This is a genomic window from Siphonobacter curvatus (genome assembly GCF_002943425.1).
Taxonomy (GTDB): Bacteria; Bacteroidota; Bacteroidia; order Cytophagales; family Spirosomataceae; genus Siphonobacter; species Siphonobacter curvatus.
The window spans coordinates 246529-273069 of record NZ_PTRA01000002.1; the positions used below are offsets into that span (position 1 = coordinate 246529).

19 protein-coding genes are annotated in these 26541 nt (G+C 48.3%); 10 read left to right on the plus strand and 9 right to left on the minus strand.

Annotation, left to right across the window (positions count from 1 at the left end; translation table 11 throughout):
• Together C5O19_RS16245 and C5O19_RS16250 are read left to right on the plus strand one after the other, a co-directional pair.
• Nucleotides 1-516 (plus strand): DsbA family protein, encoded by a 516-nt coding sequence (locus tag C5O19_RS16245; RefSeq protein ID WP_104714456.1) that lies wholly within the window; start codon nucleotides 1-3, stop codon nucleotides 514-516.
• Between the two features lie 112 nt (nucleotides 517-628).
• Nucleotides 629-1450 carry an alpha/beta fold hydrolase gene (locus C5O19_RS16250; protein ID WP_104714457.1) on the plus strand — a complete coding sequence of 274 codons (822 nt, stop codon included), beginning with the start codon at nucleotides 629-631 and terminating at the stop codon, nucleotides 1448-1450.
• A gap of 109 nt (nucleotides 1451-1559) precedes the next feature.
• Here the strand turns inward: C5O19_RS16250 and C5O19_RS16255 are convergent, their stop codons facing one another.
• The 7 genes from C5O19_RS16255 to C5O19_RS16285 all read right to left on the minus strand — a co-directional run bounded on the left by C5O19_RS16255 (nucleotide 1560) and on the right by C5O19_RS16285 (nucleotide 14348).
• Entirely contained in the window at nucleotides 1560-2891 is a 1332-nt protein-coding gene (locus tag C5O19_RS16255) for a hypothetical protein (protein ID WP_104714458.1), read from the minus strand.
• 12 nt (nucleotides 2892-2903) lie between these two features.
• A complete protein-coding gene (locus C5O19_RS16260) occupies nucleotides 2904-5312 on the minus strand; it encodes a TonB-dependent receptor (protein WP_104714459.1) in 2409 nt (802 codons plus the stop codon).
• A 697-nt stretch (nucleotides 5313-6009) separates the two neighbouring features.
• The gene (locus tag C5O19_RS16265) at nucleotides 6010-7446 is read right to left on the minus strand and encodes a TolC family protein (protein ID WP_104714460.1); all 1437 of its coding nucleotides are present in this window, start codon (nucleotides 7444-7446) and stop codon (nucleotides 6010-6012) included.
• A complete protein-coding gene (locus C5O19_RS16270; RefSeq protein WP_104714461.1) occupies nucleotides 7439-10606 on the minus strand; it encodes an efflux RND transporter permease subunit in 3168 nt (1055 codons plus the stop codon). Before C5O19_RS16270 ends, C5O19_RS16265 begins: the two co-directional genes overlap by 8 nt.
• A gap of 25 nt (nucleotides 10607-10631) precedes the next feature.
• Nucleotides 10632-11714 carry an efflux RND transporter periplasmic adaptor subunit gene (locus tag C5O19_RS16275; RefSeq protein ID WP_104714462.1) on the minus strand — a complete coding sequence of 361 codons (1083 nt, stop codon included), beginning with the start codon at nucleotides 11712-11714 and terminating at the stop codon, nucleotides 10632-10634.
• A 157-nt stretch (nucleotides 11715-11871) separates the two neighbouring features.
• A complete protein-coding gene (locus C5O19_RS16280; protein WP_104714463.1) occupies nucleotides 11872-12285 on the minus strand; it encodes a hypothetical protein in 414 nt (137 codons plus the stop codon).
• A 482-nt stretch (nucleotides 12286-12767) separates the two neighbouring features.
• Nucleotides 12768-14348 (minus strand): ABC-F family ATP-binding cassette domain-containing protein, encoded by a 1581-nt coding sequence (locus tag C5O19_RS16285; protein ID WP_243406420.1) that lies wholly within the window; start codon nucleotides 14346-14348, stop codon nucleotides 12768-12770.
• Between the two features lie 433 nt (nucleotides 14349-14781).
• Between C5O19_RS16285 and C5O19_RS16290 the strand changes: the two genes are divergently transcribed.
• Nucleotides 14782-16059 (plus strand): sensor histidine kinase, encoded by a 1278-nt coding sequence (locus C5O19_RS16290; RefSeq protein WP_104714465.1) that lies wholly within the window; start codon nucleotides 14782-14784, stop codon nucleotides 16057-16059.
• 280 nt (nucleotides 16060-16339) lie between these two features.
• Here C5O19_RS16290 and C5O19_RS16295 read toward each other — a convergent pair whose 3' ends face one another.
• Entirely contained in the window at nucleotides 16340-16765 is a 426-nt protein-coding gene (locus tag C5O19_RS16295; RefSeq protein ID WP_094808500.1) for a response regulator, read from the minus strand.
• A 99-nt stretch (nucleotides 16766-16864) separates the two neighbouring features.
• A complete protein-coding gene (locus tag C5O19_RS16300) occupies nucleotides 16865-17371 on the minus strand; it encodes a DUF4269 domain-containing protein (protein ID WP_104714466.1) in 507 nt (168 codons plus the stop codon).
• Between the two features lie 277 nt (nucleotides 17372-17648).
• On the opposite strand from C5O19_RS16300, the gene C5O19_RS16305 reads away from it, so the two are divergent.
• The 7 genes from C5O19_RS16305 (at nucleotide 17649) to C5O19_RS16335 (ending at nucleotide 26510) form a co-directional block, all read left to right on the plus strand.
• Nucleotides 17649-18053 (plus strand): hypothetical protein, encoded by a 405-nt coding sequence (locus C5O19_RS16305; RefSeq protein ID WP_133163380.1) that lies wholly within the window; start codon nucleotides 17649-17651, stop codon nucleotides 18051-18053.
• 150 nt (nucleotides 18054-18203) lie between these two features.
• The gene (locus tag C5O19_RS16310; RefSeq protein WP_104714467.1) at nucleotides 18204-19352 is read left to right on the plus strand and encodes an efflux RND transporter periplasmic adaptor subunit; all 1149 of its coding nucleotides are present in this window, start codon (nucleotides 18204-18206) and stop codon (nucleotides 19350-19352) included.
• A gap of 210 nt (nucleotides 19353-19562) precedes the next feature.
• Nucleotides 19563-22733, plus strand: a complete 3171-nt coding sequence (locus C5O19_RS16315) for an efflux RND transporter permease subunit (protein WP_104714468.1) — start codon at nucleotides 19563-19565, stop codon at nucleotides 22731-22733.
• Nucleotides 22723-24180, plus strand: a complete 1458-nt coding sequence (locus tag C5O19_RS16320; protein WP_104714607.1) for a TolC family protein — start codon at nucleotides 22723-22725, stop codon at nucleotides 24178-24180. Before C5O19_RS16315 ends, C5O19_RS16320 begins: the two co-directional genes overlap by 11 nt.
• A gap of 190 nt (nucleotides 24181-24370) precedes the next feature.
• Nucleotides 24371-25699, plus strand: coding sequence for a hemolysin family protein (locus C5O19_RS16325; RefSeq protein WP_104714469.1), 1329 nt, complete (start codon nucleotides 24371-24373; stop codon nucleotides 25697-25699).
• A gap of 35 nt (nucleotides 25700-25734) precedes the next feature.
• Nucleotides 25735-26010, plus strand: coding sequence for a hypothetical protein (locus C5O19_RS16330; RefSeq protein ID WP_104714470.1), 276 nt, complete (start codon nucleotides 25735-25737; stop codon nucleotides 26008-26010).
• A 125-nt stretch (nucleotides 26011-26135) separates the two neighbouring features.
• Nucleotides 26136-26510, plus strand: a complete 375-nt coding sequence (locus tag C5O19_RS16335) for a hypothetical protein (protein WP_104714471.1) — start codon at nucleotides 26136-26138, stop codon at nucleotides 26508-26510.
• The last annotated feature ends 31 nt before the right edge of the window (nucleotides 26511-26541 follow it).

The window sequence follows — 26541 nt, forward strand, 5'->3', positions numbered from 1 at the left end:
ATGCTATTAAAACCATCCGTTAGCAGTCAAGACCACGCAATTGGCAAGGCAGATGCCAATCTGGTAATCGTCGAATATGGGGATTACCAATGTCCCTATTGTGGAGCGGCGTATCCGGTTCTGAAAGAATTAATGCGTGAATTCGGGGATCAAATCAAGTTCGTGTTCCGAAACTTTCCCTTATCTGAAATTCACCCCTTTGCTCGTCCAGCAGCACTCGTAGCCGAGGCCGCCGCGTTGCAGGGGAAATTCTGGGAAATGCACGACGCTATTTACGAAAACCAATCATCACTAAGTACCGACTTTCTGTTTGAACTGGCCGATCAACTGGGACTCGATCCGACCCAATTGCAAAGTGATTTAAAGCAGGATTCGGTGGAAGAACGAGTAGACGCTGACTTTGAAAGTGGGATGCGTAGCGGCGTGAATGGTACGCCTTCCTTCTTTGTGAACGGTCAAAAGTTTAATGGGGGAGCCGAAAATCTACTCGATCTCATTCGATCAAACGCTAGCTAAAATCGGGTCTTTCTCCCCAATACGTATAGCTGGTTTCTGAAAAAGCTTGTAGTAAACCGCTTAAATTTCTAGTATTTTCTGAATAGTGAACAACCTTTTAATCCCAAAAACCATGAGTAAATTAACGCTTAAAGACGGCACCGAAATCTATTACAAAGACTGGGGAACGGGTCAACCCATCGTGTTTCACCACGGCTGGCCTCTGTCGAGTGATGATTGGGATGCTCAGTTAATGTTTTTCCTAGAAAAGGGATTCCGAGTGATTGCCCATGATCGTCGGGGACACGGGCGGTCTACGCAAACCGATACCGGCAACGACATGGATACCTATGCAGCCGATGTCGCCGAGCTTACTACTTTTCTTGATTTGAAAGATGCCATCCACATCGGGCATTCCACGGGTGGGGGTGAGGTCATTCGGTACGTAGCCAAGTACGGAAAAGATCGCGTAGCCAAGGCGGTTTTGATCAGTGCCGTTACGCCCATTATGGTTCAAAACGAAAATAATCCCGATGGCGTACCCTTATCGGTTTTTGATGAAATCCGGGAGGGAACCGCCACGAAGCGACCCCAGTATTTTAAAGATTTTACGACGGCTTTTTACGGATACAATCGCGAAGGAGCGAACGTTTCGCCGGGTATTCAGGATAACTGGTGGCGGCAGGCCATGATGGGCGGGATCAAAGCTCACTATGACTGTATCAAAGTGTTCTCGGAGACGGATTTTACGGAAGACTTAAAAGCGGCGGATATTCCCGTCCTGGTACTGCACGGCGAAGACGATCAGATCGTACCCTTCCCTATCTCAGGTGAAAAAGCGGTGAAGCTACTCAAAAACGGAAAACTCATTTCCTACCCAGGATTTCCGCACGGTATGCCTACAACTGAAGCCCCAACCATTAATGCCGATATATTAGCCTTTATTCAGGCGTAACTGAAGCCCGCTCTTGGTAGGGGGAGTTACCTACGGGCTTAATCAACAAAAAAGCTGTTTCCTGTTCAATGGGAAACAGCTTTTTTGTTAGTGCTCGTGCGAAAGAGTACTAGAAAATACCGATGTAGTGGTTTCCGGCTTTGTTTACCAATTTAGCCCCTTTGGTTACGGCACCGGACGTACGGTTGATGATGTAAATATTGCCATCTTTTCCTACGGGAGTGAAGGCAATGTATACTTCGTCACCGCTCACCAGGATGCCCTGATACTGACCAAAATCAAGACCATCTTCGTAGGGCAAATCTACTTTCGTAGCCGTTTTCGCGTTCAAGTCCAGACGAGCTACGTAACCCTGATCCGAACCATCCTGGCTATACAAAGCATACGCTATGCCATTACCCGCATATTTCCAGCAATCCACGTATACGTTTTTCACGCCCAGAGCAGCGTCTAAGCTGAATACATAGGAGTTGTCGTATTCGTTACTCTGGTTGATTCTCAGAATGTGTGAACCTTTCGAATCACGTTGCGTAGCTTGATAAATGTTACCATCATCCGCTAAGAATGAGTTGTGGCTACGGTAACCGCTATTATCCCCAAAGCCTACGGTTGAAGTAATCACTTTCGGATTTTCTAGGGAAGGATAATCAACGATTACAGCTTTACTCCCCAGACGCGTAAAGTTGCTTTCGGTAGTACCCGTTGCCGGATTTCTTTTCTGCATCCAGGTACCCACGATCAGTTTGTTCTGAGCTTTGTTCAGTACCGGAGCATCCAGACGGAAAATCGTGTGACCCTGTAATTCTTCGGCCGCCGTTAAAGGAATCTGATACTGCTTGTAACCCGTAATCAGAACGTCCTGTAAGTTCAGAGCCAGGATCGTCGCGGTACCACGGAAATACGCGAAGGGAGCCGATGGAGTCGGACCACTTGAAGCGTTGTTAGCCGTAGGCGTCGTTACGTTTACGGCGATACCCGTTTTGTCACCATCGAAAAGCTTCACCCAGCGTGGGGTTGCACTGGCGTACTGCGAGATGTTCACCGTTACATCTTCCTGCGTGTATTTTCCGGCACCTTCTACTTTATAGCGGGCAAATTCACCGCCATTATCACCATTGTAAGCAATGTTGAAAAGCGTCTTGCCATCTTCGGAAGCTTGTAAACGAGCGGTACGCGTTGATTTTACACCGAAACCGTTATCGTAAACACTGATGGATACGTTCGGGTTTTTGGCATCTTCTTTGCTTACGGAATACACCATCGTACCCCCGTTTCCATCACCGGGCGTAGTGCCCATCAAGGCTCCTGCTACCGTAATCCAACGATCCGCATTAGGGTCGGTTTCTGGGTCGGTACCCGTATTACTATCCTTACAACCCGTCAGGGCAACCGTCATCAAAAGACCGGCTAACAGGGAAAGATTCAGACCTTGTTTTCTCATGGAAGCGATTGATTAAAAATTGTTTATAGTGTAATTTAACTTCAGGTAAAAGGCTCGACCGGGCTTCTGAACGGCGAAATTGTCGTACGCCTGTCGGTCGAACATATTCTTGACGTCGGCACTCACGATGAAGCGTTTGTTAGGGAACATGTAACTCGCTCCCAGATCCTGGATGTACTGACGCGGGGTGCGGAAATCCTCAATGATCATCCAGGTGGTGTAAAACCGCTCTACGAAACGAAATCCGTAATACATATTCAGTCTTGAGTTTGACTTCAGCACATTTTTGAAGGAATACTGAACGGTACTGTTAATGGTGAAGAAAGGCTCATTGGGCAATTGACGACGGTAGTAATCATATTCCCGACCATTCGGGTCGTACTGCATATTGAAGACCGAATTGAATTTTGAAGCACTCAGTCCAATGGTCAGATTATTGTTATAGATGTAGTTACCCTCGACTTCAAAACCAATCGATTTCGTCTTGCCCAAGTTTTCAAAAGGATCAGTTTGTACGGCATCGTTCAGACGCGGGTTCACCCGTTGGACAATCTTATCCCGGGTATCCCGAATAAAGCCGGACAGAGCAAAGTTGTACTTGTTTGAGCCAGACGTGTACGTACCGGCTCGGAAACCCACGTTGAGGTTGTTACTGATTTCCGGACGGATTCCGAAATTCTCCACAATGTTTTCGCCTGGACTACCAAAGACTTCATTTTCAGAGGGAAGGCGTACGGCCCGTTCGGCAGAAGTAAGCAGGTACAGATTGGGAATGACCGCGTAGGAAAGAGCTGCTCCGTAACCAGTTGTCGTTTTATTACTCGACGTGCGGTTTTCCCGCCGGTTGTTTTCTACCAGTACAGGATCCATGCGGTCAATTTTCTGTTGGTAATATTTACCGAAAATGTTCGCTCGTAACTTGGAATCTAGTGCTTTCAGTTCGTACGCTACCGAAGTGATATGTTTGGCCAGATTACGGGTTCCGATAAATTCCCGCTCCACGACGGATCGCATAAAATCCTGCTGATCCCGGTCAATGTTGTAGTAGATATGGTTGACAACCAAGCGGTGATTTTTGTGAAAATCATAGTTAACCCCCGCCCGGAAGGTCGTCACGTTTCGGTTGATGTGATTGATGGTAGGAGCACCCTGCTGAGCACCGGTGGGACGCAAAATGGGTCTGCCGTCCAGTCCAACGCTACGTTCACCATACCAGTTGTAATTCCATTTTACGGTATCCACAACCACCTGTTTCCGCATACTCGACATCCCGCTTACGGTTAACTCCAAGCCCTTTACCACGAAGTTTTTCTTGCGGTAATTCAGGCTAAATACGTGGGCTTCGGATTCCGTAAAACGCCCTTTGTAGGGAATGGACATGTACGTTCCGTGCTGCACTTCCTTGTAATCGCTGGAACCATTGTAGCCAATGAAAAACTGATCGGCCCATTTTACATCCGTGAAACCCAGTTCAATCTGGCCGCCCACGGAGCGATAGGCATCGTTAAAGCGACGAGCTCGAACGTAATCATAACGACCATTCGGAAGAATATTCCGAACGAATTTTCCCCACACCTCGTAATCATTATCCGAGTAATTATAAAAACCCGATGCTTTTACGGTGAACCCACTTTTGGCTGACCAGTGCGTACCGCTGACATTGGCCTGTAGCGTATTGAAGGAACCGTAGGAAACTGAGGCCGTCAGATTGTTACTCATTCCTTTTTTCAGGATTACGTTGATGGCTCCGCCCAGGGCATCGTCCGACAAATGAGCCGGAATGACGCCCTTGTATACTTCAATTCGCTCGATTAAGGCTGGGGGAATGCTGTTCAAACTGAACGAAGCTCCGTAGGTGGAAATAGGAATGCCGTCAATAAATATACGTACCGATTCACCTGACATCCCGTTCAAGTTATACGTTACCGCGGAACCCAGACCCCCGTTCTGACGAACGCGTACCCCAACGGTGCGATCCAGCATTTCGTTGGTTTGAAAATTGCGGGTGGCGACATCCTTGGTCTCGATTACGTTGACCGCAAAACCCTGGGTTTCCAGCTCTTTCTTTTCGGTTTTGTGGGTCACCTGCACTTCAGCCAGATCCTGGATGGCCTTATTAACGAGAACGGATACGCTGTGGGACGATTTATGAACGCTGAGTTTTAAACTCTTGGGCTGAATTTCTACCGATGTAATCAGAATCTCCTGGTGTCCGTAGGGTACGTTCTTTAGCTCGAAACCGCCCTGCTGATCGGACATGGTTACTACGTTGCTATTCTTAATGCGAACCGTAACATGCTCTACTCCAGTACCTCCTTCGAAATGAATATTGCCTTTCACGGTAGCGACCTGAAGCGGACTGGTTTGAGCAAAAGCCAAACAACTGGCCAGCAGTAAGGACACCAGATAGATATATTTCATGCGTGGTAAAATTTCAATGGGATGTTATTTAGACCAAGACTAAATAAATGGTGATGCGAAAATATAAAAACGGGATTAAAATTCCGAACTCCGTTTTTAAAAATGCTAAAGATTACAATGGAGCGGATAAGGAAATCAGTAGCGGCTGCTAGTCTGTAGGCCAGGTTGTCATTCTTCCTCAGATGTACTTCTACGAATGACCGATAGTATGAAATGAATGCCTCTTCTTTTGATTATTTATAGTGTGTAATCTATTGATAAATAGGGTTTTGTATTTGATAATGAAATTATTGATACTTTATTTATTACCTGAATAACAGATAGTGAAAGACGTAAACTTTCGAGGAAAGAGACCTGAGAAGAATATGCTGCCAGCCGTAACGGCAAGTAAAAAGCGAAGCTAAAAAATGATGGGGAAGTTTTAATTTTATTCGAAAACCAGCTTTTAAAGACTAACCTCAGTTTAATATATATTAAAATTTGTTTAATGATTCCTATTGAACCATAGGATTTTCACTTGCTTGGATCGGTAAGGCTGCTTGGGGTCAGGTTACTCCAGGAAGTTCTCTAGAAATGCGTTAAGCTTGCATGCATTTGAAGAGCGGTTTCTCCAGTAAGAGCGTTTTCTGAACCAACAAAAAAGCCCAGATTCAACTGAATCCGGGCTTTTTTGTTGGTGTACTCCTTGACTTATGTATTAATTCCAACCGCCTCCCAAAGCCTGGTAAATATTCACCATGGCATTAAGTTGCTGCTTTTTAGTCTCGATCAGTTCAAATCGTGATTCCAGGGCATCCCGTTGGGTGAGCAATACCTCCATATAATCCGCCCGGGTAGATTGGAACAAATCATTGGAGATGCCAATCGACTGGGTCAGGGCCTGTACTTCCTGCGATTTCAGATCATAACTTCTTTCCAGGTTATTGATCTTGGCCAGTTGATTGGCTACCTCAAAATACGCATTCAAAACGACCCGCTCATAGTTGTAAACCGTTTGCGTCTGGCGAGCATTAGCGTTGGCGTAAGTAGCCGTAATTGCCCGTCGGTTGACCAGGGGTCCCACCAGTTCACCCGCCAATGAGTACAGAATCGATTCGGGCGTGCTGAACAAATACGCAGGACTAAAGGCCCGGTATCCCAAGGAAGCCGATATACCCAGCGAAGGGTAGAATTGAGCCCGGGCTACCTGTACATCCAGCTTGGCCGCGGCCAACTCAAACTCTGCCCGGCGTATGTCCGGACGATTGGTAAGCAACTGAGAGGGTAAGCCCGCCTGAATCGTTTTGGGAATCATGGTATTAAAGGCATCGTCATTCCGGGCAATGGGCTGCGGATAGCGAGCCAGCAGGAAGTTAATCCGGTTTTCCGTTTCCGTAATCCGTTGCTGGATGTCATACTGAAGGCTGCGGGTATTCAATACCTGAGCTTCAAATCGACGTACGGCCAGTTCGGTCACGCGGGTAGCCTGCTTCTGCAGTCGCACGATTTCCAGTGCATTGGTCTGAATCTCGATGTTCTGTCTCAGAATGGCCAACTGATTATCCAGAGCCAATAGTTCGAAATAATTATTGGCTACTTCGGCAATCAGGTTCGTGATGACGAAGTTCCGACCTTCGCTGGAAGCCAGATACCGTTTCACGGCTGATTTCTGAGCATTCCGCAGTTTGTGCCAGATATCCACTTCCCAGCGAGCATAGGCCCCTAAGCCAAGATCGGGTACGGGCTCGGGCATGGGTTTGCCCGGTTTAATATCCGTAGTGGCTTCCATGGCTCCGATATTGGTATACCGGGGTACTTTATCGAAACCCGCTCCGGCTCTCAGGCCCACGAAGGGGAGGTATTCCCCCCGGCGGACACTGATTTCATTCCGGGAAATCTCAATCTCCTGCAAGACCACATTCAATTCCTGATTATTCTTCAGGGCCGTGTCAATCAGGGCTACCAGATTGGGGTCGTTGTAAAACTCCCGCCACTTAAGCTGAGCGGTGTTGGTGGAATCCTCGGAAGAGCCGTAGCTGCCCGGTAACTTTTTATTTTCGGTTTTCGGCACCAGCGAAGGTACCTTACACGCCGTGGTGTACAGCAGGCAAAAAAGAATCAGGCCCGCGTACTGAATGATTCGATTTCTAAACATGATGCTCAATTTCTTCAGTTAAGGGATTTTCCTCTTCGTGCTTGATGAGTTTACGCTTGGCCGCAATACTGCCGAAGATGTAGTACAGACCCGGTACAACAATCACGCCGAATACCGTTCCGAAAAGCATCCCGCCCAGAGCGGATGAACCAATAGTACGGTTACCAATGGCACCGGGGCCCGTAGCAATCACCAGCGGAATCAGTCCCGCAATAAAGGCGAAAGAAGTCATCAAAATGGGGCGGAAACGAGCCTTGGCTCCCTCGATGGCGGCATTGAAAACCGACATCCCTTCGCGGTGTTTCTGTACGGCAAACTCCACAATCAATACGGCGTTTTTACCGAGCAGACCAACCAGCATGACCAGACCCACCTGAGCATAGATGTCGTTGGCCAGACCCATCATTTTAATCAGAGCAAAGGAGCCGAAAATACCAGCGGGCAGTGAGAAAATAACCGCCAGCGGCAGAATAAAGCTTTCGTACTGAGCAGCGAGTACCATGTAAACGAATACCAATACGATGAGGAAGATGTAAATGGCTTCGTTCCCCCGCATTACCTCATCTTTCGAAAGACCGGCCCAGTCAATGTCATATCCTTTCGGCAGCGTTTTGGCCGCTACTTCCTTGATAACTTTGATGGCCTCACCACTACTGTAACCTTTGGCTGGAGCACCCCGGAAGGCTGCCGTCGTATACATGTTATAGCGGTTAATCTCGTTGGCTCCTTGCGTCTTCTTGATTTTCATGAAGGCCGAGAAGGGTACCATTTCACCTTTATCATTTTTCACGTACAACTGCAACAGATCGTCCGGTAAGCGACGGTACTCAGGAGCGGCCTGTACGAATACTTTAAAGAAGCGTTGGAATTTGATGAAGCCCAGCTCGTACGTACTACCGATCAGAATGGACAGCGTATTCATGGCATTGCCGATGGAGACACCCTTCTGCATGGCCAGTTTGTTATCAATTTCCAGTTCGTACTGTGGGTAGTTCGCACTGTAGAACGTGAAGAGACCCATCAGTTCTTTCCGCTTTTTCAGCTCAGCCATGAAGTCGTTCGTGACTTTCTGCAACTGGTTATAATCCCCGCTGTTGGTTTTGTCCAGCAACTGGAGCGAGAAACCACCCGCAGCACCGTAACCCGGTACGGCCGGGGGATCGAAGAATTCGATCGTCGCTCCGGGGATGGCTTTGGCTTTTTCTTCAAGTTCGTAGATGATCTCGGTCACCGTTTGATGACGTTCTGACCAGGGCTTGAGGTTAATCAAACAGGTACCGGCGTTGGAACCCCGACCTTCCGTCAATACCTCGTAACCGGCCAAAGCAGAAACCGACTCAATACCTTCTACTTTTTCGGCAATAGACTGAAGCTTACGGCCAATGTCATTGGTACGTTCAAGGGTAGAACCTGGAGGCGTCTGAATGATGGCGTAAATCATCCCCTGATCTTCGCTGGGAATAAAACCCGACGGAAGTGTACTGGAAATACCGAAGATGCCCAACCCAAAGACCAGCAAAATACCCCAGGTCACCACCCGACGATTCACGATCATACGTAACAGGCCAGTGTACTTACCCGTTAGTTTATCAAAACCGCGGTTGAAGCTGTCCAGAGCCCGGTTCAGTACCGTTTTCTTACGAGGCTTGCCGTGATTATTCTTCAAAATCATGGCACAGAGTACCGGCGTCAGCGTCAGAGCAACCAGACCCGAAAGTACGATGGACGTAGCCATGGTAATCGAGAATTGCCGGTAGAAAATCCCTACGGGACCCGTCATGAAGGCAACCGGAACGAACACCGCCGTCATTAACAGCGTAATGGCGATTACGGCACCGCTGATTTCATGCAGTACTTCTTTTACCGCTTTATAGGGCGATAAATGCTTTTCCTCCATCTTGGCGTGCACGGCCTCGACGACTACAATGGCATCATCGACTACGATACCAATGGCGAGTACCAGAGCGAACAGCGTAATCATGTTGATGGTCAGCCCAAACATTTGCATGAAGGTAAAGGCTCCGATCAACGATACGGGTACGGCAATGGTCGGAATCAGCGTTGAACGCCAGTCGCCCAGGAAGATGAATACCACCAGAGCCACCAGAATAAACGCATCCCGCAGGGTGTGAATTACCCCCTCAATGGAAGCATCGAGGAAGTTGGAAACGTCGTAGCTGATTTTGTAATCCATGCCCGGCGGGAAGGACGTTTTCTTCAGCTCCTCCAGTTTGTCTTTTACTTCCTTGATTACGTCACTGGCATTACTACCGTACGTTTGTTTCAGGACAATAGCCGCCGAAGGATAGCCGTTGAGGTTGGAGTAAATATCGTAGTATTCACTGCCCAGCTCTACGCTGGCTACATCTTTCAGATACAGAATTTCTCCGTTCGGATTCGACTTGACGATCACATTTTTGTACTGCTCTACATCATTGTAGCGGCCCTGATAGGTCAGTACGTACTCCAGAGCTTCGGCCCGTTTGCCGTCGCTTCGACCCAAACGACCCGGCGATCCGATGACGCTTTGCTCGTTAAGAGCTTCCATCACGTCGTCCGCCGAAATGTTGTAGGCCCGCATCCGGTCGGGTTTCAGCCAGATCCGCATGGCGTACTGACGGCTACCTAGGATACTGGCTTGACCAATCCCGCCCAGACGCTGCAATTCGGGTAACATGTTTACCCCAGCAAAGTTGAAGAGGAACTTCATGTCGGCGTGCGGGTCCTTACTATACAGGTTGACGTACATCAACATGTTCGGCACGATCCGGTTCACAATGATCCCTTCGCGTTGGACCAGAATGGGTAGCCGGTTGAGTACCTGAGCAATCCGGGTATTGATGTTGACAACCGCCTGATCGGGGTTCGTACCCAGGTTAAATACGACCTGAACGTTGGCTTCCCCGGCACTCGTAGCATCGGAAGTCATGTACTTCATGCCTGGAACCCCGTTGATGGCCTGCTCGATCGGAATCAGCACCGATTCGGTCAGTACCTTGGCACTCGCTCCGGGATACGACGCCCGTACGATAACCATTGGGGGAGAAATTTCCGGGAACTGGGAGATGGGCAGACTGTTGATGGCCAGTATACCCGTTAATATAATGACCAGTGAAATGACAATTGCCAGTACGGGTCGATGAATGAATTGACGAAACATACGCTGAATATTTTAAATGCTTCTACTACTCGGTATACACTTTTAATTTCGGGATCACCGATTTGGGGTCCTCGTAGTTATAAGCGATTTTATCATTGTCGTGTACCTTACGGATACCTTCGAGAAGAATCTTGTCATTAGCCGCTAAACCTTCTTTGACTACGTAGAGGTCGGGCATCTCGGCTCCGACGGTAATTTCACGCGAGTGTACTTTGTTGTCTTTACCCACCACGTATACGTATCGTTTTTCCAGTACCTCGAACGTGGCTTTCTGCGGAATGATGATGGCGTTTTTCAGCGGGACGGCCATTTGAATATTACCCGTTTCGCCGTGGCGAAGCAGACCTTTAGGGTTGGGGAAAGTGGCCCGGAAAGCAATGTTACCCGTCTCGTTATTGAAGTCCGCTTCAATGGTTTCGACCACGCCGGGATGAGCAAACAATTCATTGTTTGCCATTAAGAGGTTCACCTTAATTTTATCCTGGTTTTGATTGTGAGCCCTGAAATTGAGGTATTCGGCTTCCGGTACGTTGAAGTACACCCACAACTGGCGATTATCAGAGAGCGTGGTAAGGAGTTGTCCTTCATCGACTAAGCTACCCAACCGTACCTGAAAACGGTCGATGATGCCATCAAAAGGAGCCCGGATTTCAGTAAAATCAAGATGTGTATGAGCGAGGGAAAGTTCGGCTTTGGCTTTTTCGAGTTTCGCCATCGCCATCGCCAGTTCATTTTTGGCGACTACGTTTTTATCAGCCAAGGGCTTAACGTTGTCTACTTCAATCTGGGCCGCTTTGGCTTCGGCCTGAGCTTTCTGGAATTCGGCCTGATACAGGTTCGGCATGATACGGAACAGAAGTTGTCCTTTTCTTACGAACTTTCCTTCGTCCACGTAGATGTTCTGCAGATAGCCTTTTTCCTGAGCCCGAAGTTCAATGTGGCTGATGGAGTGGATTTGGCATACGTAATTTTGCGTAATCAGCGTATCCATTTGGGCGGGACTGGTCACCAAATATTTGGTTTCCTCTTCCTTTTCTTCGTGTTTGGATTCACAGCTTGCGAGGCACAATAGGCCACACAAGCTCATCAGCAGGAGCATTCGATTCATAGGGGTATTGCTTTTTAAAGCGGAATACGGGTTACTAAGTAGTTATTATGGAAGGTGTAAACAATACAATCCAGGGACATCCCCTGAGCGGGATGCTAATTGAAATGGAGGGTAATGGATATGTAAGGTCAGGTTCAGTTAGGAAACCCGATTAAGCTCATAAGCGAAGTACGCGAAGGAAAAGGTAACGGTCTGAGAAATTATAGGAAACCTGCTGATCCTGAAGGTATTGTGCAGTTTCAGAACGAATAAACCAGCGAAAGAAAGGAAGATACGCTACGGCAATAAAAGCACTAGCTGCACCGATGGAGTGAGGCGACCACTGTCCTTTTTCATCTTCTTTCTCTTCTTTCAGTTCGGTTGCTTCCAGATTGGCTTTACCGTGCCGAGCCTCGGAAGGGGTTGATTGGAGCGTTTGAAGATTGGCGGGTGTGTCGGGCTGAGCCGTTTCACAGAAACCGGCGACGGAAAGGGATGAATAGCGGAGAGCATCCTTAAACGTTGCCGCATATAAGGAGCTACATCCTGTCCACAGGAGAAAACAAAGCGATATGAAAAATCGAATCTTCATCCTCGTTGGTTAAAATCACACCGGCTCACGTTTGTTGGCTAACCGGCTAACTTTAGGCTATTCAGCCATTTTACTCGTTGTAATGAGTACCGATCAGGCGTTTTACGAAGTTTGAGATGCAGGAAGCAGTTCGGAAGTTTCGATCGAAAGTCTATCCTAGTGGGCTATACATCAGAGATACTGGGGAATACCGTCTGCTTGGTTGACCAAAATTAGATTCATTTAAGAAATAAGACCCTGCATATTGTATTAAAAAGGGCTTAAAATCCCTTTTAAGCCTATTTTTTAGTTTATACAGAAGAATGAATTGACTTTTTCTTATATGGATCAGGTTTTATCAAGAATTGAACCGATCAGAGCCGTTAGCTAACGTACGTTGCTAAGCGGATGTGCAGGGCTGTTCGTAAGAAGGCATAAAATAGCCAGGAGTAATTTATGGTCAGTAAAAGCTCAGGTGGTTAGCTGACCACCTGAGCTTTTGTTTAAGCTAACGAAAGCGTACGATTCACCTGGATTTCTTCAATAAAGTATTCATCGTGCGAAATCACGAGTAAGGAGCCCTTAAAATCTTTTACAGCCCGCGTGAAAATCTGTTGACTGGTTAAGTCCAGGTTATTGGTAGGCTCGTCCAGTAACAGCAAATCGGGTCGGTTTTGACTAACCTGCAAACAGCAGAGGGCCAGTTTCATTTTCTCCCCGCCACTCAAGCTATCACACGTACGATCCCAACTTGCCCGCGGCAATTGATGCTGGTGTAGGAGATTCTTCAAATCATGTTCCAGTAATTGTCGGTTGTTGAACCGTTGAACCTGCTCAAAAACCGTCAGTTCACTGGCCAGTAGTGAATATTCCTGATCAAGGTAGACGTACGAAAAATCCGCTCGTGTTACTTCTCCTTGGGAAGGCGTTAGCTGACCCGTTGCCAGTTTCAAAAGTGTTGTTTTACCCGACCCATTGGGCCCTTGAATTCGAATACGGTCGCCGGAACAAATCTGGAACTGTAAGGGCTCTGGCCAAAGACTGGATTCCCCCAAATGCTGGTTGAGATGCTGAGCTTCGATGAGCAGCTTTCCATGGTGCAAATCAGAAGATTCCAGTACTAAATGTAAGGGCTGAGTCTGATGCAATTGTGTACGTACCGAGCGAAGCTGACCGGATAAGTCCTGTAGCTTTTCCTGATGGACCTCTTTGAGCTTGGCCGTGCTTTGTTCGGCCTGAGTTTTTCGACCACCGGCAATGATGCGAGGCAGTGCCTGTTTCTGCCCCTGGGCTTTACCCCGGCTTTCCTGTTTTTGGCGTTGCTCAGCTAGGTCACGAGCCTTCTGCTGTGCCTGTTTAAGGGTTTTTTCATGTTCATCAGCCTGTGCTTTTAACGCTTCCCGCTGGGTTCGTTTCTGTTCCTGGTAAAAATCGTAATTCCCTCCGTATACCTCCAGATGGCCCTTGCCAAGTTCCAAAGTAGTATCCAACTGATTCAACAAAGCCCGATCGTGACTGACAATGAGTACGGTAGTTTTACTTTGACTCAGCCAATGGTACAGTCGTAGACGACTCGTACCATCCAGGTGGTTCGTCGGCTCGTCTAAGAGTACAATACCGGGCGAATGCAGAAACAGACCCGCCAGAAAAACCTTGGTTTTTTCGCCACCGCTTAGCCCTCCAAGGGTTTGGTCGAGATCGAGGGTTTTGATGTGCCAGGATTCAAAGGCCGCCTGTAGGCGTTCTTCCAGTTCCCAGTCATCGGCCAATGTCGTAAAATGTGCTTCAGCTGCGTCGCCCGAAAGGATGGCCCGTAGGGCTTTCAGCTTTTCTGCCACGCCCAGTACTTCGGCAACGGTATATGAATCATATTGACCTACATGCTGGGGTACGTAATAGGGTTTTTCGGAAAGGACTATTTCTCCCGAAGCGGCTTGCCGCTGGCCTGCAATGATTTGTAGTAGAGTAGATTTTCCTACGCCATTATTGCCGACAAGAGCGGCTTTTTCCCCCGTAGCAACTGAAAGACTGATCGAGTCCAGTAGGGCGTCACCGTTGGCATGCACATAGGAAAGTGCGTTCACGATTATACTCATGAAGGTAAGTCTTAAAAAAATAAAAAGAATTGACGATCCGGGCCCGGCTGCGGGGCGGAAACGTTGGGTAGGGATGGCTCGATTACGGCCTAAGAAGAAAAACGATGAATCACATAAGGGCTAAGTAAGAACCCACTACCAAGGCGTAGGGGTGAATTGGACTACTATCTAAACTTCGTGAAAGAGAAGTGATAAAGGGGTAGTACCCGTCCGATTTACTTAACTATAACATGGAAATGATCTTTAAGATGCGACAAAGATAGGCACGAGCATTCGATTAATGCTAAAGATAGGCGTAAAAAATCAAGGACTGGGGTTTAATCCGTTCCGCCAGCCATGATTCAAATCCGTGAATGCAAAACTCTTTCGTCCATTCAAGGTTTATTAAGCAAATCAAGGGATCCATCAGATCTTCCAGCCAATGGCTAAACAGAACTCGGAATACAGTACCCAGCTCGATTTATTAACAGATTATCTCTTTGCTAATCGGGAAACTATTTTGAACGCTTGGCGGATGCGGTGTGCCAGTGATCCGGCCTCTCCTAAGCATACCAACTTCTCACGGGAAGAATTCAACGATCAAATTCCGAGTCTGCTTAACTATCTATCGCAACGCATCAAAGGCGAGAAAAAAAACAACAACGTTCTTGAGTTTTCCGAAGAGCACGGGCTTCATCGCTGGCAAAGTGGATACTCCCTCAGTGAATTGTCGCGGGAATTGAGTCATTTATACGAAGTCATTCAGGAGCGATTCCAAGCCTTTCTGGACCAGTATCCGGATACGCAAGTACAGGTAATGACGCATGCTCATCGCCAGCTTCTTCAGTTAGCTAAAGATTTAAATTTAGGAAGCATTTTGTACTTTGATCAGCTTCGCCAAACGGCCGCCGCTGAACAAGTACGAACCTTGGAAAATGCCCTGAAAAACCTGGAGGAAATTACAAAACAACGGGGCGAACACCTGCGCCAGGTTTCGCATGATTTACGCGGTAATCTGGGACTAATTTCGGGAGCTACGGCTTCCTTACAGCTGCCCAAGAAGGAGTCGGATCGGCAAAAGTTTCTGGAAATGCTGGCGAAAAATATACGAGCGGCCGAAGATATGCTTACGCAGTTGATGAATTACGCTCGCTTGGAAGCTGGTCAGGAAGTAATTGAGAACCAGCCTTTCGATGCTAGTGAATTATTACAGAAAATCATTAAAAGGTTTGAAGGGCTGGCAAAAACCAAAAAGCTGAAGCTAAATGTTGATGGTCCACCGAAATTATTAGTAGTGGGCGACCCCATGAAGATAGAACGGATCATTCAGAATCTCTTACTCAATGCCCTCAAGTATACGGAAAAAGGATGGGTAAACGTGACCTGGATACAGGAAACGGACTCCCGCTGGCAGGTAAGTGTGCAGGATACAGGTCCTGGCCTCAAAGAAGGAGTCGTTTCTCTGTTAGCCCAGCAGCTGCAGCCTTACGTACACTCAACCAGCTCGCATAGACAGGTAGAAATTCTGGATCCGGAAGTTCCTGCAACCCGATTGAGTAACAAACAAAGCAGTGAAAACAGCGGGGAAGGGATTGGCTTGTTTATTGTCAAACGTCTATGTGAGCTATTAAAAGCGAACATGGAAATTGAAACCAGCGAAAAAGGTACTCTGATTCGTATTCGTCTGTTAATCAACCAGAAACAGGAAAGCCATTCCTGAATCAGGCCTTTTGTATGGGTATGAATAGTCAGAGTTAACGGTTACTGCTCACTCATGAACTGTCCGCCTTTGATGCCTTATGGAAGAAGATAGACGATTAGAAGAAGTCCGTACTTCACTCAAGCCCTTAGTATGGGTTGAGCTACTAGCGATGTAATCTTTTCAGGCTCACCCAAATCTAGGTATGTAAATCTGGAGAGAAACAAACGATTCACTACAGAATACGCTTTTTACATCACGCGGGATACAGCAGAAAGTATTGTAAATCTATACTTGTAAGTTAAGTAAGCGTAGGCAAACTGGCATACTCACCCCAAAAGGTACAGATGCTATGCCAAAGTTCGATAATCGAGGTGTAACCATCGGGTTTAGGAATGAACGAACTCACTCCTTTTTCGTAGGCCTGCTCAATAAGTTGAGGACGATTGTGCACGGAAAACATAAGAATGGGCAGAGCCCGATAAGACGACTTTTTCAGCTCTTCTACCATTTGCAGGCCGTCCATGCCGGGCAAATCATAATCCAGCAAAATAAGATTGGGAATCGTATGATGATTTTCCAGATACTGAAATGCCTCTTCCGCCGAATCTACTATCTTAAACTCACAAGAAATTTGGCTTCTCTTGTGGCCTCTTTCCAGTAACTCCTGGTACTCTTTATCGTCTTCCACAACCAGGATCAACGGGCATATCATAGCTTGATTCATAGGGTATACATGTGAGTAAAATTTACGCTAAAGAAGTATACCACATGTTAATTTTTAAGGTATTGATCAATCATATTAACGTCGCGATGCAAGCGTAGATCATTCAAAGCGTAGTAATTGCTCGTAGGGATCGCCGGTAAGTTTGAGTAGTTTACCAAACGCAGGTTCCGTTTTGTAACCCTGGCGTTTCAAAGCAATGACCTGTTGGCGGAAGTCTTCGCCGTATTGCCGTAGCAAGTGGTCTTCCACGAGCATATGGCGGTAGCCCAATTGTTGGCGAGTAGGAAGATTCTGTCCAAAAACTTCAATGTCAAACGTATTCAGCCTGAACGTCGCGACCACGATTTCTCGCTTTTCACGAATTCGGAAATCCTTCAAACTGCTAAACGAATCTCGTACTGTATCGATAAACTCCTGCTGATCCTGCCAGTAACAGATCACGTCCAGATCGCTGCTTTCGATATCGATATTCAAGGGGATCGTTCCGACCAGCAGTGGATCGTACCCGCTGAGTTTTTCTAAAACCTGATACTGCGTAAGTACGCGATACGCTTCCTGTTGGCGAGGCGTACCGGTTTGTAAGTACGCAAGAGTTTCAAAATGCATGACGTTAAGAGAGAAGCTCTGGGAACAAAAGTAAGCGATTTTTGAGCCATGCGAATCCTGTTTTTCGCTGAAAAGGCTATGAATCGTTAACGCAATCGGCAAAAATCGCCCCACATTTTCTATACACCAAAACATAGCTTTCCCTAGTGACTAGCATTAGAATATCATTAAATCAACAAGTAATAGTAGGATATAAACAATTTGTTTTAAGATTTATCCACTTTTTGAGCATTAGGGCTAGTTTAGATTTAGTTTTGTATGGGGTTGATTGGACCGAATGAAAAAAAGAAAACGAAGTTGGTGGTTGTATCAGATGTTTTGTCTGGTGATGGCGTTACACGTCATCAACCTGAGCATTGACACGCCCGACCATATCGTAATCCATTCGGAAAGCGGTGAAACGCACGAAGATCCGACGATCAACGACATGGAAAGTCTCATTGAGTTTGTGCTTGAAAAAGGCCTCGGACTCGAAGATGTCATTCCCGAACACGATGATCCCGATGAGGATAGCGACCTCGCTAAATTCCAGCAAGACTACTGTTTTGTTCCGGTCTTTCGATTAGTACCGCCGGTTCCTACGGTAGTAACCTTACCCCAAGTTCGTACCCCCGAACCTTCTATTGAGTTGCTGCACTGCATGATGGAAATTTCTTTGCCTCCCCCCCAGGCGACTGCATAAATTCTTTTCCTTCACTCAGCGAACGTTGAGGCAGTACGTTTATACCGTGCTGTCTGGACGGGCTGCGTTTCTTTTCCATTCTTTCTTCACTGGTTTCGTAGGATGTTGACTCAACGAGTGCAGTCTACGGACGATTTACCGCTTGTTATTATGAAAAAGAGCATAGGCTTTGGGGCCATGCTGCTCGGTGCGTGTTTGACGGGTTGTCAGACCAAGCAGGAGCAGTCCGATCAAACGGACGAAAAACTGACCTTGCCCGTCGTAAAGCTTACTCAGCAATCTACGGAATTGCAACGCGAATATGTGAGTACGCTTGAGGCGGTTCGTAATGTAGAGATTCGGGCTCGTGTAGGAGGTTTTCTCGAAAAAATTCACGTGGATGAAGGACAGCGGGTTCAGAAAGGACAGGTACTCTTTAGTCTGAACGCCGCCGAATATCAGGTAGAAGCCGACAAAGCAAAGGCCGCCCTGAAAATTGCCCAGGCACAAGCCAAAACCGCCGAAGTAGAAGTAGGGCGAGTAAAGTTGCTGTTGGCTAGCAAAGTGGTATCGCCCTCGGAGATGGAGTTGGCTCAGGCCAAATTGGAAGCGGCACGGGCCGAAATCGACGAGGCCCGGGCGTCACATCAGGCGGCGGCCCTGAAACTGACGCAGGCTCAGATCCGGGCTCCGTTCGACGGTGTCATCAACCGGATTCCCTTTAAAATCGGTAGTCTAATTGAGGAAGGGGCTCTGCTAACGACCGTTTCGGACATTCACGAGGTGTTCGCCTATTTCGACGTATCGGAACGCGAGTACCTGGGCTTCATCAAAAACAACCGGAATCTGCTGGGTAAAGGAGGCAAAGAAGTAGAAATGCTGCTGGCCGACGAATCCCTGTACCCTTACAAAGGTCACATCGAAGTGATGGAAAGTACGTTTGAAGGCGGTTCCGGTACGATTGCCTTCCGGGCCCGGTTTGCTAATCCCAAGCAACTTTTAAAGCACGGTTCTTCCGGTAAAATCCGAATCAGTACACAGGTTTCCAATGCCCTGCTCGTCCCGCAAAAATCCGTTTTTGAAGTACAGGATAAGAACTACGTCTTTGTGGTAGATCAGGGAGGGAAAGTGAAATCCCGCAGTTTCGTTCCCCGGGGCCGGGTCGGCAAGCATTACATTGTCAGCTCGGGGTTACAGCCCGGCGAACGCATCGTCTTTGAAGGCATTCAGAATGTTCGGGATGGTGAAGAAATTACCCCCAAACCCATTTCCAGCGATAGCCTCGGTATTTCGCAGGAAAACGCCGTCAAGGTGATGTAAACGTATGGTTTTCGTACGCTGATGACTAATGAATGAAGAGTTGATGGCTGGTAGGGATTGGTTCAAAGAAGTTGTTGCCGAAAGAACAACTAGCCAAATCGCCTCCTATCACATGCGACGCTGACAATTCTATCAAGGAATTAAAAGGCCAACTGTGCTTAAGGGAAGAGATACCTGCCCATGAAACGATCATAAAAAATAAATGAACTCATGTTTGATATATTCATTAAACGGCCACTGCTGTCGTCGGTTATCTCCGTAGTTATTACGCTACTGGGGGTACTGGCTCTGACGGCTTTACCTGTGACGCAGTTTCCCGATATTGTTCCCCCATCGGTTACCGTCACCACGAAATACACGGGTGCCAACGCCGAAGTTTGTACAAAGGCCGTTGCTACACCGCTTGAACGGGCCATTAATGGCGTACCCGGTATGGTGTACATGAACTCCGTTTCCGGGAACGATGGTACTACCCTGATTCAGGTCTTTTTTGAAGTAGGTACCGACCCCGATCTGGCCGCCATGAATGTGCAGAACCGCGTAACGGCCGTGCTGGATGAGTTGCCCGAGGAGGTAATCAAAGCCGGGGTAATTACGGAGAAGGAAGTGAACAGTATGCTATTGTATCTGAATATCTTCAGTGACGATTCTACCGTCGATGAAAAGTTCATTTACAATTTTGCGGATATCAACATTCTGGCCGAGCTGAAACGCATCGACGGCGTAGGCTTTGCCGATATTATGGGTTCCCGGGAATACTCCATGCGGGTGTGGCTTAAACCCGACCGGCTTACGGCTTATAACCTTTCCCCCGAAGAAGTCATACGAGCAATTCGGGAGCAGAACGTGGAGGCCGCTCCGGGAAAAGCCGGGGAGAGTGCCGACCGGGCTCCGCAGGTTTTGCAGTACGTACTTCGCTACACGGGTAAATTTTTTGAACCCAAACAGTACGAAAATATTGTCCTGCGGGCCGATCCCAGCGGTTCGATCCTGCGGCTGAAAGACGTAGCTGATGTAGAATTTGGCTCCCTGGATTACGATGTGCTTTCCAAAACCGATGGACGTCCTTCCGCAGCCATCATGCTCAAACAACGTCCCGGCTCGAATGCCCGCGAGATTATCGCCAACGTCAAACAGCGGATGGCTGAGCTCAAGAAAGAGACGTTTCCGCCGGGCATGACCTATAATTTTGCCTACGATGTTTCCCGCTTCCTCGATGCCTCCATTCACGAAGTGGTGCGGACCCTGTTTGAAGCGTTCGTGCTGGTATTTATTGTTGTCTTCCTCTTCTTACAGGACTGGCGATCGACATTGATTTGTGCCCTGGTAGTACCGGTCGCTTTAGTAGGGTCTTTTGCCTTCATGAGTGTTATCGGTTTTTCGATTAACCTGCTGACCTTGTTCGCTTTGGTACTGGCCATCGGTATTGTTGTGGATGATGGGATTGTTGTCGTAGAAGCCGTCCACGCTAAAATTACGCAGGAACATTTATCACCCCGCCAGGCAACGTTTGCCGCTATGCGGGAAATCAGCGGGGCTTTGATTGCCATTACGCTGGTGATGTCTGCCGTATTCGTTCCCGTGGCGTTCTTGTCCGGCCCCGTGGGGATTTTCTATCGACAGTTCTCGCTGACGCTGGCCGTAGCGATTTTGATTTCGGGTTTGAACGCCCTGACGCTCACGCCTGCTTTGTGTGCCTTGCTGCTGCGTCCACACGCGGCAGGTGCGAAGAAGAATCTATTAGATCGCTTTTTTGATGCTTTTAACCGAGGCTTCGACCGTCTGACGGGTCGTTACCAGAGCTTGCTGAAACGCATCATCAGCCGACGGGTCGTAACGGTGGGTATATTACTGATTTTCGTAGCGGGTACGTGGGGAATCAATACCATTCTGCCCAGCGGTTTTATTCCTACGGAAGATCAGGGTATGATTTACGTGAACGTGACGACCCCCGCGGGAGCTACGGTGAAACGAACCGAAGAAGTACTCGATCAGATTCAGGGAGTGGCGGCGAAAATGCCCGCCGTTGAAAACGTATCGACTCTGGCTGGTTTTAGTTTGATGACCGATGGCTCGGGTTCTTCCTACGGAATGGCAATGGTCAACCTCAAAAGCTGGGAGGAACGGAAGGAAACGGTAGACGACGTCATTGCGGCGTTGACCAAACAAACCCGGCATATTCAGGGAGCCAGCATTCAGTATTTCCCACCCCCAACCGTACCCGGATTTGGTAACTCCAGTGGTTTTGAGCTTCGATTGCTCGATCGAACGGGGAAAGGGGACTTGCAAGCCACCAAAAAAGTTACCGAAGCCTTCATGGACGCCCTGCGGAAACGGCCGGAATTGGGTGAGGTCTTTACGAGTTTCGACCCCACTTTCCCGCAGTACATGCTGCACGTGGATTACGATAAAGCGGCCCAGAAGGGTATTTCGGTAGACAATGCCATGAGTACGCTGCAAACCCTGATGGGGAGTTTCTACGCTTCCAACTTCATTCGTTTCGGACAAATGTACAAGGTGATGGTACAGGCCTCGCCCGAATACCGGACTAAGCCCGAAGACGTACTCACTATGCACGTGAAAAATGAAAAAGGCGAAATGGTGCCCTATTCCAATTTCGTTCGGCTGGAACGCGTCTACGGTCCCGAGCAACTCACCCGTTATAATATGTACACCTCGGCCCTGATCAATGGGGATGCCGCCGCGGGTTATAGTAGTGGCGACGCCCTGAAAGCCGTGGAAGAAGTGGCGGCCAAGGTATTACCACGAGGGTACTCATTTGCCTGGTCGGGCATGTCGCGGGAGGAGGTACTCTCGGGCAATCAGGCCATTTATATTTTCATGCTGTGTCTGCTGTTTGTCTACCTGTTGCTGGTTGCCCAGTACGAAAGTTTGCTGTTGCCTCTGCCCGTACTACTTTCCTTACCTACGGGGATTTTTGGTTCATTCCTGTGTTTGCAACTGGCCGGTTTACAGAACAACATTTATGCTCAGGTAGCCCTGGTCATGTTGATTGGATTGTTGGGTAAAAACGCCATTTTGATTGTGGAGTTTGCCAGTCAGCGACAACGCGAAGGGCTGAGTATTGTGAAAGCAGCCATGGAAGGTGCCGTGACCCGCCTACGTCCGATCCTCATGACGTCCTTTGCCTTCATTGCGGGTCTGATTCCGCTGTGTATTGCTACGGGTGCCGGAGCCTTAGGTAACCGCTCGATTGGTACGGCTGCCGCGGGTGGTATGCTGATTGGTACTATTTTCGGCCTAGTCGTTGTACCCGGTCTGTACGTCATCTTCGCCAAACTTGCGGAGCGAATGGGCTCTAAATCAGAGGCCGATTCGGTTTCTTCCCCCACTGAATCTACGTATGTTCATGAATCGTAAACGTCAAATTCTTTCTATACTAGCCGGAGTCTGGCTATTGAGTTTAAGCAGTTGTCGGGTAAGGCATACGCCTGCGACCCTTGCTCCGGTGCCCGTGCCCTCGGCCTACGCGGGCAGTTTAAACGACCCCAATACGGATTCCCTGAGTATTGGGAATGATCCCTACAACCGTCTGTTTACCGATGCTAATCTGGTGGCGTTGATTGATACGGCTTTGGCCCGGAATCTGGACGTAAAAATGGCTCTACAACGCCTGGAAGTAACCCGGGCCCAGTACGGCATCAGTCAGGCCGCCTTGCGGCCCCAGGTAGATGCCGTTGTTTCGGCGGGTGTGGACCGTTACGGCCGTTATACCCTCAATGGCGTAGGAAATTACGATACCAATTTTTCGGAGTACGTTACGGGTTCCAGCATCATCCCCAACCCTGTACCGGATTATTTTGTGGGCTTTCGTAGCTCTTGGGAAATTGATCTCTGGGGAAAACTGCGTAACCGCAAACGAGCTGCGTATAATCGGGTACTGGCCAGTCAGGAAGGGCGTAATGTCATCGTAACGGATCTGGTAGCCGAGGTGGCCCGGCTGTATTTCACGCTGCTGTCGCTGGATGCGGAACTGGAAATCATTCGGGATAACGTTGAATTACAGCAGCAGGCCCTGTCGCTGGTTGAAGTACAGAAGGCGGCGGGGCGGGTTACCGAACTGGCCGTGCAGCAGTTTAACGCTCAGTTGCTGAATACAAAAAGCCTGGAAGGCGGCGTACGCCAGCAAATTCTTCAGGCCGAAAACCAGATCAACGTCTTACTGGGCCGGTATCCGCAACCCATCCAGCGGGGCATCTCGATTCGTGAGCAACAACTCCCCGCGACGGTCGCGGCGGGGGTACCGGCTCAGCTCATGAGCCGCCGTCCCGATATTCGTCAGGTTGAACGGGAGCTAGAAGCCGCCAACATCGACGTAGCCGTGGCCCGGGCCGAATTTCTGCCTTCGCTGAATCTGACGCCCTATGTTGGTTTGAATGCATTCCGGCTGGGTGTACTGGGAAATGTAGAGTCCATGACGGCGGGTATTTTAGGCGGTTTATCGACCCCTGTACTGAATCGTCGGTTCATCAAAGGTAATTTACGGGTGACCGAGGCCGAACGGAATCGCTCTTTCCTAGCGTATCAGCAGGTCATTTTACGGGGCGTTTCGGAAGTGGTACAAAGTTTGAAAGGCCTGGAAAACTTCCGCAACGTAGCCGATTATCAGACGCAACAGGTGGATGTATTGAAGCAGGCCGCTACGACTTCGGATAACCTGTTTGCTACGGGCTACGCTACCTATCTGGAAGTGATTACGGCCCAGCGATCGGTTCTGGAATCGGAATTATCCCTGATCAATACCAAACGTTCTCAGTTTTTGTCCCTGGTGGATTTATACCGGGCCTTGGGCGGCGGCTGGCAATAAGCCTGAAAACAGCTTGTATGCAAAGAAACGTGCGTATATTCAAACGCTTTGTGTGCAAGCTGTTCAACGGCATCACCGGATTTCCGAATTGGGGCTGGCAATGGATTTTTGCAGCAAGTCTAACGAGGGCGTATCCTAGGTTTTTAATCCCCACACTTTCCCTCTTTATGTTTATTAATTCAACCAAACCATGTTACTCAACTTTTTAATCACGCTGCTTCTAGTTTTACTCAATGGTTTCTTTGTGGCGGCTGAGTTTGCGATTGTCAAAGTACGAGCCTCGCAGTTGGAAATGAAAGCTCAGGCCGGAAACGCCGCCGCCCGCCTGTCCACCCGAATTTTAGGAAATCTGGATGGCTATCTGGCGGCTACACAGTTAGGCATCACCCTGGCCAGTTTAGGGCTGGGTTGGATCGGCGAGCCGGTTGTATCCAAAATTCTAATCGCTGGTATGCACGCTGTGGGCCTGGAATTAGACGAAAAACTGGCTCACCAGATTGCCCTGCCCGTTGCTTTCGTGGTTATTACCATTCTACACATTGTTTTTGGGGAGTTAGCTCCCAAATCGCTGGCCATCCAGCAGGCCGAAAAAACAACATTGGCTGTTTCGTACCCGTTGCAATTTTTCTTTCTCATTTTCCGTCCCGTAATCTGGCTGTTAAATGGCATTGCAGCTGTGGTGCTCCGACTTTTTGGTATTACGGTGAGCCATAGTACGGAAGTACACAGTGCGGATGAATTGAAGTATCTGGTTCATCAGAGCCAGCAGGATTATCAGGCCAAGGAAGATCATACCGAGGGTTCGGATTTGACCCTCGTGGAGAAGGCCTTTCAGTTTTCCGAGCGGAGCGTACGCCAGATTATGACGCCCCGGACGCAGATCTTTGGTATCGATGTACTGGAGTTCAATCAGGCCATTCTGGACGAAATCATCGCAGAAAATTATTCCCGCATTCCCTGCTACGAAGAAAACCTGGACCATGTATTGGGAGTTGTGTATTTAAAGGAAATCCTGTTGAAGCTTCAGGAGGGCCCAGGCATCGATATTCGTTCGCTGATTAAACCCACGTTTTTCGTACCTTCCACGAAGCGAATCCGTCCTTTGTTGCGGGAGTTTCAGCAAAGTCGTCAGCAAATGGCCATTGTAATTAATGAATACGGTGGTACGGAAGGGCTTATCACGATGGAAGATATTCTGGAAGAACTGGTGGGCGAAATCCAGGACGAATCCGACGAAGAACGGCCGATTGTAGAACAGGTGGATGAACATCGCTATCGGCTCCGGGCTACCAGTTCGCTCCTGGACGTAAATGCACTGTTGCCCCGGCCCATTCAGAAGCGGGCTGGTTATGAAACCCTGGCGGGAATTCTGGTTGAGCGATTTGGCCGCCTGCCTGCCGTAGGACAAATGGCAACAGTGGATCGCTACGAAATCAAAATTGAAAGTATTGAAAATAACGCAATTGGACTGGTACTGCTCAAAGATCTGGGTGAAGAACCCCTTTCCGATGAAGAATAATTGCGTTTGAGTGCTCTTTGGAAAAACGCAAGCCCATGATCTTTGTTCATCAGTTTGGTACGGTTGTCTGTCTGTTTTTCTTTCTGCTTATTCAGGGACTGCTGTTAGTACACATCATCAATAAATTCCGTTATGGTCAGAAAGTGACAGTTTCCACGTTTTTGATGCTCTTTTTCGGTTTTCTCGTTACGTGGGGATTGTATCATTTTCTTGACATGACGGACGAAGCGTACCTGCTTCCAGTGATTGTTATTTATGCTTTTGAACTGTTGATTCTGCTGGCTTATAACGGCTTAAAAAAGAGGGGATAAGGATTGCCAAGAGATAGGCGTTTTGGAAAATATAGTTTCTGTAAAATCGATGATTGATTCGTAGACGCTGTTGTACACGAGTAACGTTACAGTAGTAACAAAAGAAATCTATCAACCTTGAAGCCATGAATCGCTTACTGCTACTCCTGACTTATCTCTTGGTTTGCTCGGCCTGTCATAAAAACGAGTACTCCGATGGAAAGGTGATTAAACAGGGTGATACCTACAAAACCGGAGCCGTACTGCCCGAACTGCGGAGCATCAAAAATGACACGGCATGGCTCGCCCTCTACCCGAGTGCTCAGGTATTTTTCCTGGATATGAAGCTTAGAAACAGTGAGAAGTATGTGAAAGCGATCCGGTCCGCGGAGAAGAAGCGTACACCCGTGCGGGCAAAAGTTTTTAAGCACTCAACGATGAATCGGGGAGCTGAAGTAGCCGAAATTCTTCCTCCCACCGCTCAGGATCTGGCAGCCTTTAAGGCGGCCATGCGTAAATGAGTAGGATGCCTAAAGATCAGGCGTGAGACCT

Bases quoted from the DNA above. Each gene is read 5' to 3' on its own strand.
- C5O19_RS16245 (WP_104714456.1), top strand. From the start codon at position 1: ATGCTATTAAAACCATCCGTTAGCAGTCAAGACCACGCAATTGGCAAG.
- C5O19_RS16250 (WP_104714457.1), top strand. From the start codon at position 629: ATGAGTAAATTAACGCTTAAAGACGGCACCGAAATCTATTACAAAGAC.
- C5O19_RS16255 (WP_104714458.1), bottom strand. From the start codon at position 2,891: ATGAGAAAACAAGGTCTGAATCTTTCCCTGTTAGCCGGTCTTTTGATG.
- C5O19_RS16260 (WP_104714459.1), bottom strand. From the start codon at position 5,312: ATGAAATATATCTATCTGGTGTCCTTACTGCTGGCCAGTTGTTTGGCT.
- C5O19_RS16265 (WP_104714460.1), bottom strand. From the start codon at position 7,446: ATGTTTAGAAATCGAATCATTCAGTACGCGGGCCTGATTCTTTTTTGC.
- C5O19_RS16270 (WP_104714461.1), bottom strand. From the start codon at position 10,606: ATGTTTCGTCAATTCATTCATCGACCCGTACTGGCAATTGTCATTTCA.
- C5O19_RS16275 (WP_104714462.1), bottom strand. From the start codon at position 11,714: ATGAATCGAATGCTCCTGCTGATGAGCTTGTGTGGCCTATTGTGCCTC.
- C5O19_RS16280 (WP_104714463.1), bottom strand. From the start codon at position 12,285: ATGAAGATTCGATTTTTCATATCGCTTTGTTTTCTCCTGTGGACAGGA.
- C5O19_RS16290 (WP_104714465.1), top strand. From the start codon at position 14,782: ATGGCTAAACAGAACTCGGAATACAGTACCCAGCTCGATTTATTAACA.
- C5O19_RS16295 (WP_094808500.1), bottom strand. From the start codon at position 16,765: ATGAATCAAGCTATGATATGCCCGTTGATCCTGGTTGTGGAAGACGAT.
- C5O19_RS16300 (WP_104714466.1), bottom strand. From the start codon at position 17,371: ATGCATTTTGAAACTCTTGCGTACTTACAAACCGGTACGCCTCGCCAA.
- C5O19_RS16305 (WP_133163380.1), top strand. From the start codon at position 17,649: ATGAAAAAAAGAAAACGAAGTTGGTGGTTGTATCAGATGTTTTGTCTG.
- C5O19_RS16310 (WP_104714467.1), top strand. From the start codon at position 18,204: ATGAAAAAGAGCATAGGCTTTGGGGCCATGCTGCTCGGTGCGTGTTTG.
- C5O19_RS16315 (WP_104714468.1), top strand. From the start codon at position 19,563: ATGTTTGATATATTCATTAAACGGCCACTGCTGTCGTCGGTTATCTCC.
- C5O19_RS16320 (WP_104714607.1), top strand. From the start codon at position 22,723: ATGAATCGTAAACGTCAAATTCTTTCTATACTAGCCGGAGTCTGGCTA.
- C5O19_RS16325 (WP_104714469.1), top strand. From the start codon at position 24,371: ATGTTACTCAACTTTTTAATCACGCTGCTTCTAGTTTTACTCAATGGT.
- C5O19_RS16330 (WP_104714470.1), top strand. From the start codon at position 25,735: ATGATCTTTGTTCATCAGTTTGGTACGGTTGTCTGTCTGTTTTTCTTT.
- C5O19_RS16335 (WP_104714471.1), top strand. From the start codon at position 26,136: ATGAATCGCTTACTGCTACTCCTGACTTATCTCTTGGTTTGCTCGGCC.